Genomic DNA, 13,454 nt, shown 5'->3' with positions numbered 1-13,454 from the left:
ATATAGAACCTTTAAGTCCTAACTCAGTATATTACCAAAAAATATGAAAAGTTTTTGTTTTAACTTTCTTTCACTTTACTTCATTCATAAGTGTGAGAATGATAAATACTTTTTATAAATAACATGGTATACTCGCCTCATTTTTTATATTAAGTTCAATAATACTTTTATATTTGCTGAAAATATGTATAAACAATGATAAAGATTAAACGAACAAATAAGGCAAGTGACCTAGAGTATGAGGGAGAGCAATATAAGAGCTTACTCTCCAACCTTGAAAGGATACCGGACTTCTTTAAATATGTACACTTAATAAATGAACTAGCTTATAGGGAAGGATTCACTTTCTATACCGGTAATTATTACAGATCTATAAAAGTTGATCCCATACCTAGAATTTTAAAAAAGGATGAGTTCTGGAAGATTTCTGAAGGCCTAAAAAGCAGAGGAGAGGCAATAAATAAATTCCTTTATTCTTACTATCACGGAGATAAGATGGTCGTTCCAGAAGATTTGATAGAGACTTCACCTTACTTTAGGCCGGAGATGATGGGTTTTGATCCGCCTAAAGGTATTTACGTTTATATCTTTGGAGAAGATTTAGTTAAAGTTAAAGGAATTCCACTTATTTTGGAAGACAACGTTAGAATACCTTCTGGAATGAGCTACGCAATAAAATCCAACGAGCTAACTGAAAGAATTTTAGGAGAACACTTTTCAATTAAGGGAAATGAAGGTGACGGGTTAGAAAAGCTGAGGAAAACTTTAGCTTCAGCCTCAGATACCAGAGACCCAGTAATTGCAATACTAACTGACGGCACACTAAACTCAGCATATTTTGAGCATAAGTTCTACTCAGATAAGTTAGACGTCATGTTGGTTGAGCCCTCAGATATTAATATAAGGGATGAGGAAGTTACAGTCTCTACTCTTGAAGGGGAAGTTCACGTTGACGTTATTTATAGGAGGATAGAAGATCTGGATTTCTTAACCCCAGGATTAATGAAGGCGTACTTAAGGGGGTGGGTTAATATAGTTAATGCTCCCGGAACAGGGATAGCAGATGATAAAATAACATTTTGCTTTATGCCCCAGATAATGGAGGAGTTAGGAATAAAGGAAGGAGTTAGGCAACCTTTCTCTTTCCCTATAGGCACTACAAAGGAGGATATTGAGGATAAGATAAGGAACATGGTAATAAAAAGGAGGGAAGGTTACGGAGGTTCAGGTACTTTCGTTTTACACGATATGAGTGAAGATGAAAAGAAAAAGGTACTTAACGAGGTAAGGAAATCTCCTGAAGAATTTATGGCTCAAGAACTCCTTGATTTTGATACTGTAATTTCCGCAATTGGAGATTCATTTTATCAAGCTTATGCTGACTTAAGAGTCTTCGTTTTCGTCGATGATGCGTCAACTTCAATCCTAAGTAGGGTAGCTCCAGTAGGAAGCAGGGTTACTAATAACTCCTCTGGAGGTCTGGTGAAGCCCGTATGGATAGTTTAAAGTTCCGCGTAGTTTATGAGGCTAAATATGAGTATGAAGACGTAGTAACTAGTAACGATAATACTCTAAAAATTGTGCCTTACGATGGGGATAACCAAGAAGTAATTAAAGAGATCGTAGATACTGAACCTAAAGGATATAAAACGAGTTATAAGGACATGTTCGGCAATACTGTATACAGGCTTAAAGTGATTGAACCTCATTACTCCTTACTGATAAGGAGTAACAGCTCAGTTAATGTAAAGGTTAAGGAGTTTGAGGACTATATTTTACCTTGTCACGTTAAGGACGGGGTATTTCTGAATTCCAGTAGACTTATAGACGTTGAGTACTTTAGACCTATAGCTAAGGAACTTTTAAAGTCTTCAAAGACTCTTGACGACCTTGTCAAAAATACTGTAGAAATTGTGAGAGGTAGGCTAAAATATAAAGAAGGATCAACTAACGTAGATACTACTGCAAGGGAGAGCTTTGAGCTCGGAATGGGAGTCTGTCAGGATTTCGCTCAAATTACTATAGGAATACTAAGGGCTTCAGGAATTCCGTCAAGGTATGTCATGGGTTTAGTTAACGATAACCCCGTGAGTACTCACGCATGGGTTGAGTTCAAATCTCCTTCAGGCTGGATTCCCGTCGACCCTACAAGGAAGAGGTTCTATAGTCTAGCTTATGTGAAATTTGCAATAGGTAGAGATTATTACGATACTTCCCCGGTTTTAGGAACTTTTGTAAGTAGAGGAAGGGGTTGGCTTAAAAAACTCACAGTTATGGTGAGAAAAATTGATTAAAAGTTTGGCATATAAGGTATTTTGGGCAGGGAGATATTTAGAGAGAATTGAAAATATAAGTAGGATGTGTATGCTGACTATAGATAAAGGCGGGGATGTTTCTTCAATACCTTCGTATCTAGGAATAAACAATGACGTCCAGAAATATTTAATAGAAAATTTCGAAATGCTGAGGGAGGATATAAGGTCTTTTGCTGACGAAAAGGTAATGAATGCTTTATCCTCTCTTGAGGGTGCAATATATTCGTCAACTACAGAGTTAAGAGGATACTTCTCTTCAGTTTTAAAATCAACACTTTACCTAGGAGAGGTAATAGAAGATCAGCTTAAACCCACAGTCAACACTAATCTACCAAGGAAGCAGGAGGAAATTAAAACTCAGTCAAGCTCTTAGCAAGCTTGTACATTGGATCTGTTAATGAATACTCTTTTTCCTCTTTATTTTTGCTAACAATTCTGGATAAAATTAATTGCTCCAGAGCATGATTAAAGCTCCAATCCTTTATACTACTTCTGTAAATGCTTTCAGTGATTGTCTTCAAGTCACTCCACTTAGCATTATCTACTAAGCTCAATGCCTTAATAATGGCCTTTTCTATCTTACCGAGAGTTTTTATCTCATCTTTTATCAGATTCTCAGCTATTTGATTAACCATTTCCTTAGCTTTCTCATGGCTGTAACCCAGACTCCTGAAGTTTCCGTAGTACGTTAGCCAACCGACTATTCCCCTATAAGTTTTTACTGCATCTACAATCTCATCGTCGCTCATCTTAACTCCGCAGGATTGTCTGCCGAAGTCTAGAAATTTCCTGCTCATTTCCTCATTAAAAGGGGAAATTTCGATCCTCACTATCGGCCTCCCTTTAAACTGAGTGCTTAATTTTTTACCTTTGCTACTTCCTAACAGAGCTCTGGACAATCCTATCATGGAACCAGTAAACGCAAACCTTACCTCAGACTCATTATATGCTGTAGAGAGTAGGGAAATTAACCAAGGAGAGGTAATATTCTGAACCTCATCTATAGCTAGAATTGTGTTACCTAACTTGTTTAAGATACTCCTTATTGTAGATACTGGTTTTTTCTCTATCTCTACTTTGAAAATTTTTAGATCAAGTTGGAATTTTGTAACAGAATTTTCAAGAATGGAATTTCCAAGCTCTTTTATTGACCTTATACTCGACGCGTCAATATAAATTCCTCCTAATTCCTTGACTACAATTTTCAAAATTGACGTCTTACCCATCCTTTTAGGACCTAAAATTAATGGCCAAAATTTTCCGGAAAGCAGTTTCTCTACTTCGCTTATTATTTCTTCCTCATCGAAAAAATTCTCCCTACTATCCTTAGGATAAGGATCAAACAGCTTACAGATAGCCATATTAGTAACTAATATAGCATTCTCATATTTAGCCATTGCTTGGTTGCGGGCTAGCTCAAAGTACCCATATTAGTAACTAATATAGCATTTAGAAAGTTATCTTCTCGGGTTTCGTATCCCTAACGAAAGTACCTCTCCTTAAATCATTTAAGGCCTCAACAATCTGCTCCTCAGTGTTCATTACTATAGGACCATACCAGGCTATCTCTTCCCTTAAAGGCTTACCGGAAAGCAAAATTAACCTTACTCCTTTTCTACTCTTTATTACGACTTCATCTCCTTCGTCAAATATCAATAAGTTCCCTTCACTCACTTTAACTGGGAAGTCTACTGAGCCTTCAATTATGAAAGCCAATACTGTATATTTAGGATGTACTACGTGATGAAATTCTCCTTCTTCCTCAAGTTTAACATCAAGGTAAGTAGGATCTACGTCCTTTCCTGCGTTTACTACTCCGTCAACTCCCATGAATTGCCCAGAAAGAATCTGGATCTCACCTTTATCTATCTTTACCTTAGGAATTTTTCTCACGTCTCTGTACACCGGAGATGTCATTTTCTTGCTAGCCGGAAGGTTTATCCATAATTGTAATCCCTTATTTTCCGTAGTTAAGATAGGAGTATGAAGAATATCTTTCTCGTCAAGTGGCTTAGGCATTTCTTGGTGGAATATTCCACTGCCAGCAGTCATCCATTGAGCTTCTCCAGGGTAAATAACTCCTTTATTTCCTTCACTGTCCTCATGTTCCACCTTACCTTGTATTAAGTAAGTTACAGTTTCTATCCCTCTGTGAGGATGCCAAGGGAAGCCGTTAATGTAATCTTCAACGTTAGATGAGCCAAAGAAGTCCAAGAGTAGAAAAGGATCCGTTAAGTGATAAGTTGATGTACCTCCGAATACTCTGTACAGCTTAACTCCTGCACCGTCGTATGTATACCTTCCTTGTATTAAGCCGGAAACTTTTCTTATCATGATTTAATCGTAATTTTTTATAATTATATAAGTAGTTCAACATAGTTATGGTTATCTTATATAGAGAAAAAATTCCTTACAAACTCGGATCATTAATAAATAGTAATTACTATTTCAGTCGAGGCTTTATTATTGGAATTTATTAGTATACAATATTGTCATACCCGTTTCAAGTATAAGAGCTATAAAGAGATTAAACCAATAATGAGTTGAGTACGCTAAAATAACGATATGAAGTTTTATTGGGAATAACGGAGAAAGAAGAAGCTAAAAAGCTTAGGAGGGAGTAATTATATCTCCAGATCTGAAATTATAATATGAAGAGTTATATTAATTTAATAAATGTTTAAAATTGGCTACTGACAGATATTTATTAGAATTTTAATATTACAAAAAGCTAAAAATTTCGACGTAATTTCTCTACAACTTTCATAATCTTTTTGCCTTTCACCTTCTTAATCTTAATACTCATTATTAATTTGGAAATTTCTATCGAAAATGCTAAGCCTATTCCAAAAACAGCAATAAATGCGAATGTAGACATTAAATCCATAAGGACTAGAAACTTTTGTGAAAATACAACTTCCCTTCTTATTAGACCTTCATAACCTGCAACCATCATTATATAGCTTAATATTGTAGATGAAATTAACCAAGTTAGTATTGAAGCCTTTAGAAGGTGTTCTTTAACAATCTTTTTTACCTCAAATGTTGAGACAAACATGTAAAACCCTAGAAAGAATCCGGTTATCAAAAAGTCCCATATTATCGAATGGAAACTTCCTGCTACATAGTAGGTATTATGTAATATCGGATCAATGAAATTAAACGGTAATACTACTGAGAATATAGTAGAAATTGAAAATCCGCTCAACGTAACAGCTCCTAGAAATTCAATAGTAGAAGATATAGAATTCTTGAGCAGGGGAATTACCAAGTTCAAGAATAAAATTGCGATAAAGCCGGTAAGAAATATTGTAGAGAAGTCAGAAAGCTCTCTTATTGCAGAAGGTATAGGCCACGTTTGAAGATGGTTAGCAAATATTAGAAAAGGAAGAATTATAAGAGGGTATTTAGACCACGTTATCCATTTCATGCTATAGGGCTTAAAGATAGTATAGAGTAATTCGAAAACTACAAAAGTTAGGAAATAAGTATCAGGAGACCCGTACTCCCAGAACAATATAGCAAGAATTATAGGTGATATGAAAATTCTTTTAATTGCGCTTATAATGTAAAGTATCATTGTAACCCCTAGAAAAGGCATTGAAAAAACCATTAATGTTAAGGAAATAAAGACCAAACTACTGGATTTCCTCCACAAATAAATTGAGGCTATCTCAACGGATATGGAAAATAATAGTATGCCAACGTAGCTTATCCAAAAGTGCCTACCATATATGCCTATAAAATTGCTACACTGTGTTGAAAGGGGATAAAGCATATACCAACCTATTATTGGACCTCCCAGAAAATAGATTATCATTCCTAAATTTGCTATTATGAATAAAATATTAAGTATCTTATAATTTAATTTGTATTTCTTCTCGATTAGAAAAATAGATATTGCTAAGCTAGAGAACGCAATAAAAGCTATCATTCCAGAATCCCCGTGCAGTGTCAACATAAAGTAATATATTTCGTCAAAGCTTTCTGAGCCTTAGTTCAATAGATAAGTCCTAAGGTTCATTGCACCTAAGCCAGTTATAATTAACCACGAAATTGCTCCAATAAAATATAACGTTGAAGACCTCATCCTCATATTACCACCTAACATAATTAAATAAATTTAGGAAAATTACATAGTTTTCCATACATGCGTTTTATAGTTTTATTTGTTTAAAAACTTTTAAATGATAAGATATTATTCATATATTATATCGTCCATACTGAAATAAGAATGGTTATCGTTGACATTTAAATTCTAAACTGTGTGTTTAAAGCTAGTATTTTATAAGTATTAAAACCAAAATACTAATCGTTTAGGACAAAGGGCTAGCTAGAAATTATTAGGAATATTAAAATTCAATTACTGGAACTCATTATTATAGTCTTAAAATCAGCACTATATAAAATTACAAAGAAGCTCGTCACCACGCTCTATTTGACAAAACTCATACGTATACATTGTATACTCTTTATATACCTGATTGCTTAGTGTATTTTATGAGCACAATAAGAGTTAGTAAAGACGTTAAGGAGAGGTTATTTGAAATTTCTGCTGAACTTCAACTAAATGAAGGTAAAAGGGTCAGTTTAAACGATACTATAAGATATTTGATAGAATTTTACGAGAATAATAAGAAAAAGGAAAAAGACCCTCAGCTATTACTTTCACTTTTAGGTTCCGCAAAAGGAGTTAAAGAAGAATTAGAGAGGTCTAGAAAAGAGGATGAAGGTGGTAGTTGATACTGGAGTACTTGTTGAAGCAATAGAATCTACAGAACTTGGCAAGAAGTTTATTAAATTAATCTCAGATAATAAGGTTGAACCAATATTATAACTAACCTAACTATAACAGAGCTATCTTATGTAATATGCAGGAAATACGGTATTAATAAAGCCAGAGAATTGGTAGAAGAACTGCTAGACTCAGGATATTTCACCGTAATCGATGCGTTGAAATTTGCAGATTCCATAGCAGAAATTAAATGTAAATACGCATTATCATTCGTTGACGCGTCAGTTATTGCTACAGCCGAAGGATTAGGTATTAAAGCCTTATTTAAAATGGAAAAAGAGTTAAAAAATAAAGATTTAAAAGACGTAATTTTTATAGAAAATATAAATTAAGAGATAAAAATATCATCTTAATTAACGAACAAAGATTTCATCCTAGTCTATTCGAAATTATATTAAAGACCTCTTTCTTTTGTGCCCTAATAATTTAAAGCATAACCTTTATCCTTAGTAAAGTGGAGGGATATAAAAGTCCGAGAATGCAAAAATATACCTTGTTAATATTGTTATCAGTCCTACTGCTAAGACCGTAAGTTAATTATATTACTCCCTTGTAGCTATAATGAAAAAACTATATATTTGGTAAAGAGGAAATAATGGCAATTCAAATTATATCTGTTTGCAACTTAAAGTCCGATGATCTTTCTAAGAAGAATAACTTGTCCTATAAAGTCTGACAAAGCCAATGAAAAAGTTTCAATATCTCATTAGCCATCTTAACGGAATTCAATTCATATACAACTAGTGAGTGTTGTTCTTATCGTTGAACACTTATAAACATTATAGATAAGAGCTAATTAGTTCATAATACAGCAAATATTATTAACGGAATCCAAAGAATGGAAACTATCGTTCCTAAGACTCTCTTCCTCATTTTAGACGATAATATTCTTCCGGATATGTATAAGCCTAAAAACGTGAAAATTAGAACTGACTCAATAGTAAAACCGATCAATATAGGGAGGTATACTTCTTTCCCAAGAGCGTAGCGGTAAACGTAAATACCTAATGTACTTATCCCGTCATTAGCTACCATCTGTCCCATACCAACCATAAGTATTCCCTTCTTACGCTCAGGCTCCATCACTTTATAAAACAAGAAAGTTAAACTACCTACCATTGCGTTTATAATGAGACCCGTTACACCAAAATAGCTAATGGCTGTAAGATTAACAAAGAACATCGAGTAAAAATTAGCGGAGATAAAATAAATAGTTTTACTTATATAGGCATTTGGCGTATGCATCAAGGCTCACTTGAATTTATCTAAAAACATAATATATTATACTAGTCCATAACATCTTAAAGTATCACAGTTCATATAGCACTTAAAGGAACTAGCAGACCTTATGCTCTTAACAACTTTTCAAAATTCAATAAGAGAAATCGGCATATCCTTTTTAATACATTATGACAAAATTATGTCTATGAGAATTGAAGATAAGGACAATAAAGGAGAGGGTTACTTAGTTATTGCGAGCAAAGAAGAGTTAGATGAGCTCTGGAAACTGATTATGAAGAATGCTCAAGAAAAGGCTAATGTAAGTAAACCCTCTAATGAGATCTAATATCCCAAATAAATACGATACAGTTTTTGGATCAATACTGTAAATGAGAATATTGTCAGCATTCCGCTCATATTTAGCTAAAATAGATTTAAGTAGTTCCTTGAAAAATCGTAAAAACTATACTTTGTTTCAATATACAGCAACTCGTTAATGGACAGTTATTTATATAACCAATACTAATCTTACCCCGTGAGAATTTGGCTTCAATATTCAAGGAAAACACTAGCAGAGAATCAGGAAAGGACGTAATTCTTTCTAACATAACTGCAGTAAGGACTTTGGCTGAAATGCTAAAGACATCCTTAGGACCTAGAGGATTAGATAAAATGATGGTATCATCAACAAGCGATATAACAATAACAAACGACGGAGCTACGATTGTTAAGGATTTAGAAGTTCAACACCCTGCAGCAAGAATAGTTGTCGAGACCGCAAAAGTTCAGGATTCTGAAGTAGGAGACGGAACAACTACAGCAGTAGTACTTTCAGGCTTCCTCCTTGATGAGGCAGGAAAGCTTCTGGATCAGAATATTCATCCCACTACCGTTATTGAGGGATTTAAAAAGGCATTAGACAAGGCTCTTGAAATATCAAAAGAAATAGCTATTCAAATAAATCCTGAAGATAGAAACTCCTTAAAGGAAATAGCTTACACTACATTATCAAGCAAATTCTTCTCTGAAGGTGACGAAATAAATAAGATAATAGACCTTTCAATTGATGCTGTTTTATCAATAATGGATAAAGTAGGAAATGAGTACATTATTGACCTTAGTAATATAAAAATGGTAAAGAAGAGAGGAGAATCTGTGGAAGATACTGAATTAGTGAAGGGTTTCGTTCTAGATAAGGAAGTAGCTCACGAAGGAATGCCGAGGAGAGTTGATGAAGCGAAAATTGCCGTAATAGATTTTCCTTTAGAGGTACAAAAGACGGAGATCACATCAAAGTTAAGCTTAACATCTCCAGATCAAATAAAGTCAGCCCTTGATGAGCAAGCAAAGTACTTAAGGAGCATTGTAGATAAGATTGCCTCAACTGGAGCCACCGTCGTTGTCTGCCAGAAAGGGATGGACGATATTGCACAGTACTTCTTATCAAAGAGAAAAATAATGGGAATAAAGAACGTAAGCAGGGGAGACCTAGAAAAGATAGCAAAGACGACCGGAGCTACAATAATAAGCTCTGTAGAGGATTTAGATTCCTCAGCATTAGGTTATGCGAAAGTAGTTGAAGAGAGGAACGTAGGAAAAGACAAAGCAATATTCATTGAAGGAGTAAAGAACGCAAAAGTAGTCACTATATTAATAAGAGGAGCAACAGACATTGCAATGGATGAAGTAGAGAGAAGCTTAAATGATGTGCTAAATTCCATTAGGAACGTAATAATATACCCGTACGTAGTCGCAGGAGGAGGAGCTTTTGAGGAAGAATTAGCAATGAGGCTTAGAAAAGAATCTCTCCCAGGAAAAGAGCAGTTAGCTCTAGAGGCTTATGCCAACGCTTTAGAGGAGATTGCAGTAACTTTAGCAGAGACTGCCGGACTTGATCCTACAGAGGCTTTAGTTAATTTAAGGACTATGCATGCAAAAGGTTTAGATAAAAGCGGAGTTGACGTAATGCATGGTAAATTAGTAGAAGACATGACAAAGATTAATGTTGTGGATTCATTAAAGGTCAAAGAACAAGTATTGAAAGGAGCTACAGAAGCTGCAACTGCAATATTAAAGATCGACGACCTAATTGCTGCAGCACCTGCAAAACAGCCACCGCAACAAGAAGGCGGCGGATATCCCGGCGGATATCCAGGAATGTCAGGAATGCCTGGAATGTAAAATTATTTTTCTATATATTATTACTATTGCAAGTAAAATTACTAGAGTAATTATGGATGGAATTATATATTCGTTCGCATTATTAATAGTGGTAGTAGTTTTTTCTATCTGTTCTTTTTGTTCGTGTAAATTAAGTGAAACTATAACAAACATTGCCGAAGACCAGGTTAATGGAGAAGTTGTAGGTAAAGGATATCCTTTTACTGGGGCTATAGCTTCGGGCAGTAATCCTTGTTGCGAATGATTGTATGCCCAGCATAACAATTTTATTGAAGAGTTTAACTCTCCTATTCTTGCGTAATATAAAGCCTCAAACATGGTAGTAATAACCCACGGTGGACTTTGTTCACAGCTATCGTATAAATCTTGAGAATAGTGATAAAGATCGTCAGAAAACCTTGAAAGACCACCATTAACAGTTAAGTTAGATACTACAGCCTTAAGATCCTGCTCACTATAGTTAGAATTTAAAGGTAAATAACCCATGTCTAAAGGTAGTAAAGTCGAGGAATCTATATCTGGAGGCATTGGACATAATACTATTACTGCCCCGCTCTCTTCGTACAACACAGATTGCCCCAATGCGGAGACAAAATATCCGTTCCTCCAGAAGTGTTGTATTATGTTCATGTTCAGCAGTTTCTCTTCATAACTTACATTGAACCCTAGTTTTTCCATATAGTACAGCCCAAGATCGTTAAATGCCTCAGTCCAGAAGTGGTAAGCTAACCTATCTTCCCACACACTTAAATCCTCTGGAATTAGATGAAATTTATTTTTAAGTACCTCGTAAGTTTGGAATCTAATTATCTTGCATAGCCTTGGTTTAATCTCGTTAATAAATGAAGTATTGTGTGTAAGATTATAGAAATTATATATTCCCATTTCGAATATTCCTAGACTATCGAGTTCGGGTATTCCGAATCCTATACAAGGTTTTCCGTCATAGAAGTTATACCTAGTATACCACGTACCGTTATACATACAAGTAGCGTTAGCCATCCATAACCAGTATTTTAATGCCGACGAGTAATGGCCGGATTCTTGTAATGCAATTGCTGCAAACGATGAATCCCTAACCCAAGAATAAAGATATACGGGAGAAGGAGAAGCGGCAAAATTACCTAGGTAAGGGTTTTGATCATCCTTTATTACGAGTAAAGACAAGTAGTATTCACTTAATAGACTTTTAGGTAAATATTTTGGAATTTCACTTTTACTTAGCCATGATTTAACTTCATTATTATTTAGTGTAGTCAAATGGGAGATATTATTGCATGGAGCTGTAAATAGTGATAGTTCAACGTAATACATTCCACGTTCTTGGAAACTGATAATTGCAGTAGTTTTCATTGTTATTACGGTACTGTTAGTTGCTAGCCAAGTTATATTATTTCTATAATAATTTGCTTGGGAAGTCCAGTTTGAGTTAGACTCTATAGTAACATTAAAAGGTGTTTTAACATTTACAAGAAGTAATAGATACCAAGTATAAGGAGGAAGTACTATACACACTGTATTATTGCATTTTATGAGCACTGTATTGTTAAGCTGTAAGTAAGCCTCCTTTGTCTTAACTCCGAGACAAACGATGAGATTAAGTATTCCTTTATCTTCTAAAGCTATGTTCCTTATTGAAGCGTTATATAATGGAAATCCGTCTAGTTCTCTGTTTATCACTTGTATTCCCGTAGGAATCCAAACCGTAAGATTCCTCCAATTATTTAGAAGTAAGTAAGATGGATAATAAGGGTTAATATAACAATTTTTAGAGGATGCATAAGAAAAATAATAATAATAATGAGGAATAAGAAATAATAAGACTATAAAAAAGATCATAGCTCTAGTTTTTATTTTCTTAGTCATTTTTCACCATCAAATTGACTCCAGAGTCTGCATCGAACAATTCAATCTTTGTATAATCAAGTTTTAGCTTAAGCTTCTCTCCTTTTTCCCTTTTTATAAAAGCCTTATCTATCACTTTTATTATATCATTACCTACTTTCACATGTATGATTGTAAAGCTACCTAGCTCTTCTAATAATTCCACAACACCTTCTACGTCACCATCTTGTGAAATTTCTATGTTTTCTGGTCTTATGCCCAGGATTACCTTATTAGTGTTCAAGACTCCTTTAAATCTCTCTGGTAAAGGAATTGTTTGACCATCAAATTCTATCTTCTCTCCAGATACTTCAGCCCTAATTAGATTCATTGCAGGATTTCCTAGAAAGCTTCCTACCCATGCATTATTAGGCTGTCTATATAGCTCCAGAGGATCTCCATAAGCCTGTATCTTTCCCTCATGCAATAGAGCTAATTTTGTAGCCAAACTTAAAGCCTCAGCTTGATCGTGAGTCACGTAAATGATAGTAGGCCCTAGCTTTTGTTGAAGCTCTTTCAATTCTTCTCTAGCTATTACCCTAACTTGTGCATCAAGGTTGGAGAGAGGTTCATCCATTAATATTATATCTGCATTCTTAACTAATGCTCTAGCAATTGCTACCCTCTGTAACTGGCCTCCGCTCAGCTGTGAGGGCTTTCTATCAAGTAAATTATCTATCTTTAGCATTTCAGATACTTCTACAACTTTCTTCTTTATCTCATCTTTAGGAACATGCTCTATCTTTAGCGGAAAAGCTATATTATCAAATACTGTCATAAAGGGATATACGGCATAATTCTGAGGCACCATTGCAACATTTCTATCCTTAGGAGACATGTCGTCAACTAACTTACCTCTTAAATACACATGTCCTTTATCCTGTCTAAGTAAACCAGAGATTATCCTTAATATAGTAGTCTTGCCTTCTCCTGACGGACCCAGTACGACTACAAAATCTCCCTTATCTATTTCTAGGTTTATACCCCTAAGTACTTCTACAGTCTTCTTCTTTTCCTTATATATTTTCCACACATCTTCTAATTTTACGTGAGGCATT

At 34.8% G+C, this 13,454-nt stretch carries 13 protein-coding genes; 7 read left to right on the top strand and 6 right to left on the bottom strand.

Features of this window, described 5'->3' with window-relative positions:
• Positions 1-195: 195 nt before the first annotated feature.
• Genes HS5_RS07840 through HS5_RS07830 form a run of 3 tightly spaced genes read left to right on the top strand, consistent with a single transcriptional unit; the run spans position 196 to position 2,688 of the window.
• Positions 196-1,506: a circularly permuted type 2 ATP-grasp protein gene (locus HS5_RS07840; protein WP_236750743.1), complete on the top strand. Its 1,311-nt coding sequence runs from the start codon at positions 196-198 to the stop codon at positions 1,504-1,506.
• Positions 1,494-2,294, top strand: coding sequence for a transglutaminase family protein (locus tag HS5_RS07835; RefSeq protein WP_236750741.1), 801 nt, complete (start codon positions 1,494-1,496; stop codon positions 2,292-2,294). Before HS5_RS07840 ends, HS5_RS07835 begins: the two co-directional genes overlap by 13 nt.
• Positions 2,287-2,688 carry an alpha-E domain-containing protein gene (locus HS5_RS07830; RefSeq protein ID WP_236750739.1) on the top strand — a complete coding sequence of 134 codons (402 nt, stop codon included), beginning with the start codon at positions 2,287-2,289 and terminating at the stop codon, positions 2,686-2,688. Before HS5_RS07835 ends, HS5_RS07830 begins: the two co-directional genes overlap by 8 nt.
• On the opposite strand, the gene HS5_RS07825 is transcribed toward HS5_RS07830, so the two are convergent.
• The 3 genes from HS5_RS07825 to HS5_RS07815 form a co-directional block, all read right to left on the bottom strand.
• A complete protein-coding gene (locus tag HS5_RS07825) occupies positions 2,666-3,676 on the bottom strand; it encodes an ATP-binding protein (protein ID WP_236750737.1) in 1,011 nt (336 codons plus the stop codon). The genes HS5_RS07830 and HS5_RS07825 overlap by 23 nt on opposite strands.
• Positions 3,677-3,764: 88 nt before the next feature.
• Positions 3,765-4,649: a pirin family protein gene (locus tag HS5_RS07820; RefSeq protein WP_236750735.1), complete on the bottom strand. Its 885-nt coding sequence runs from the start codon at positions 4,647-4,649 to the stop codon at positions 3,765-3,767.
• A gap of 397 nt (positions 4,650-5,046) precedes the next feature.
• A complete protein-coding gene (locus HS5_RS07815; protein WP_256445586.1) occupies positions 5,047-6,288 on the bottom strand; it encodes a cbb3-type cytochrome c oxidase subunit I in 1,242 nt (413 codons plus the stop codon).
• Between the two features lie 527 nt (positions 6,289-6,815).
• On the opposite strand from HS5_RS07815, the gene HS5_RS07810 reads away from it, so the two are divergent.
• Together HS5_RS07810 and HS5_RS07805 are read left to right on the top strand one after the other, a co-directional pair.
• A complete protein-coding gene (locus tag HS5_RS07810) occupies positions 6,816-7,058 on the top strand; it encodes a VapB-type antitoxin (RefSeq protein WP_236750732.1) in 243 nt (80 codons plus the stop codon).
• Positions 7,059-7,145: 87 nt separating this feature from the next.
• On the top strand, positions 7,146-7,442 hold the full coding sequence (locus HS5_RS07805) for a PIN domain-containing protein (protein WP_346729560.1): 297 nt from the start codon (positions 7,146-7,148) through the stop codon (positions 7,440-7,442).
• Positions 7,443-7,911: 469 nt separating this feature from the next.
• On the opposite strand, the gene HS5_RS07800 is transcribed toward HS5_RS07805, so the two are convergent.
• Positions 7,912-8,292 carry a hypothetical protein gene (locus tag HS5_RS07800; RefSeq protein WP_236750731.1) on the bottom strand — a complete coding sequence of 127 codons (381 nt, stop codon included), beginning with the start codon at positions 8,290-8,292 and terminating at the stop codon, positions 7,912-7,914.
• Positions 8,293-8,536: 244 nt separating this feature from the next.
• On the opposite strand from HS5_RS07800, the gene HS5_RS07795 reads away from it, so the two are divergent.
• Together HS5_RS07795 and thsA are read left to right on the top strand one after the other, a co-directional pair.
• A complete protein-coding gene (locus HS5_RS07795) occupies positions 8,537-8,677 on the top strand; it encodes a hypothetical protein (protein WP_236750730.1) in 141 nt (46 codons plus the stop codon).
• A gap of 197 nt (positions 8,678-8,874) precedes the next feature.
• Positions 8,875-10,512, top strand: coding sequence for a thermosome subunit alpha (gene thsA / locus HS5_RS07790; RefSeq protein WP_236750729.1), 1,638 nt, complete (start codon positions 8,875-8,877; stop codon positions 10,510-10,512).
• Here the strand turns inward: thsA and HS5_RS07785 are convergent.
• Both HS5_RS07785 and HS5_RS07780 read right to left on the bottom strand, forming a co-directional pair.
• On the bottom strand, positions 10,492-12,378 hold the full coding sequence (locus HS5_RS07785; RefSeq protein ID WP_236750728.1) for a glycoside hydrolase: 1,887 nt from the start codon (positions 12,376-12,378) through the stop codon (positions 10,492-10,494). The two genes, thsA and HS5_RS07785, sit on opposite strands and share 21 nt — an antisense overlap.
• Complete coding sequence (locus tag HS5_RS07780; protein WP_236750727.1) at positions 12,371-13,453, bottom strand: ABC transporter ATP-binding protein; 1,083 nt, start codon at positions 13,451-13,453, stop codon at positions 12,371-12,373. Before HS5_RS07780 ends, HS5_RS07785 begins: the two co-directional genes overlap by 8 nt.
• Position 13,454: the final 1 nt, after the last annotated feature.

It is taken from the genome of Acidianus sp. HS-5, assembly GCF_021655615.1.
GTDB lineage: Archaea > Thermoproteota > Thermoprotei_A > Sulfolobales > Sulfolobaceae > Acidianus.
This window is presented reverse-complemented; position numbering and strand designations above follow the sequence as displayed.

Excerpts from the sequence above, each read along its gene's own strand:
- HS5_RS07840 (WP_236750743.1), top strand. The coding sequence starts at position 196 with ATGATAAAGATTAAACGAACAAATAAGGCAAGTGACCTAGAGTATGAG.
- HS5_RS07835 (WP_236750741.1), top strand. The coding sequence starts at position 1,494 with ATGGATAGTTTAAAGTTCCGCGTAGTTTATGAGGCTAAATATGAGTAT.
- HS5_RS07825 (WP_236750737.1), bottom strand. The coding sequence starts at position 3,676 with ATGGCTATCTGTAAGCTGTTTGATCCTTATCCTAAGGATAGTAGGGAG.
- HS5_RS07820 (WP_236750735.1), bottom strand. The coding sequence starts at position 4,649 with ATGATAAGAAAAGTTTCCGGCTTAATACAAGGAAGGTATACATACGAC.
- HS5_RS07810 (WP_236750732.1), top strand. The coding sequence starts at position 6,816 with ATGAGCACAATAAGAGTTAGTAAAGACGTTAAGGAGAGGTTATTTGAA.
- HS5_RS07800 (WP_236750731.1), bottom strand. The coding sequence starts at position 8,292 with ATGTTCTTTGTTAATCTTACAGCCATTAGCTATTTTGGTGTAACGGGT.
- HS5_RS07795 (WP_236750730.1), top strand. The coding sequence starts at position 8,537 with ATGAGAATTGAAGATAAGGACAATAAAGGAGAGGGTTACTTAGTTATT.
- HS5_RS07785 (WP_236750728.1), bottom strand. The coding sequence starts at position 12,378 with ATGACTAAGAAAATAAAAACTAGAGCTATGATCTTTTTTATAGTCTTA.
- HS5_RS07780 (WP_236750727.1), bottom strand. The coding sequence starts at position 13,453 with ATGCCTCACGTAAAATTAGAAGATGTGTGGAAAATATATAAGGAAAAG.